Source organism: Methylorubrum sp. Q1, from assembly GCF_004683995.1.
Classification (GTDB): Bacteria; Pseudomonadota; Alphaproteobacteria; order Rhizobiales; family Beijerinckiaceae; genus Methylobacterium.
The window spans coordinates 1-499 of record NZ_SRHQ01000100.1 but is presented as its reverse complement, the minus strand read 5'-3'; the positions used below and the strand labels follow the sequence as shown (position 1 = coordinate 499).

Genomic DNA, 499 nt, shown 5'->3' with positions numbered 1-499 from the left:
GCACTCTCGACCAGACGGACGAATGCGAACTTGCTGGTGCGATCGATCGCCACGAACAGGGACAGCTTGCCTTCTTCGGTGCTGACCTGTGCGATATCGATGTGGAAGTAGCCGATCGGATACGACGTGAAGCGCTTCTTCTCGGGCTTGTCGCCCTCGATCGCCGGCAGGCGGCTGATGCCGTGGCGCTGCAGGCAGCGGTGCAGGCTGGAGCGGGTCAGATGCGGGATCGTGGGCTGCAGGCCGTAGAGGCAATCGTCCAGCGGCAGCAGGGTATGCCGCCGAAAGGCGACGACGATCGCCTCCTCCTCCGGCGTCAGTGTGGTCGAGCGCGGCTCCTTCGGACCCATGGCGGCATCGGCCGTCGTCTCCCGATCACGCCACTTCTGGATCGTCGTCGGACTGACGCCATAGCGTTTGGCAGCCGCTCTCACGCTTTCTTGACGTAGCTGTATCGCGCGACGGACTGCCTGCGTCGTGCGGGCGCTGCCGTGAAGAA

1 protein-coding gene is annotated in these 499 nt (G+C 64.5%); it reads right to left on the bottom strand.

Annotated elements, in window-relative coordinates; all coding sequences use genetic code 11:
* Positions 1 to 499: helix-turn-helix domain-containing protein (locus E4V01_RS25440; RefSeq protein ID WP_245517721.1), on the bottom strand; the 499-nt coding region annotated here is incomplete at both ends.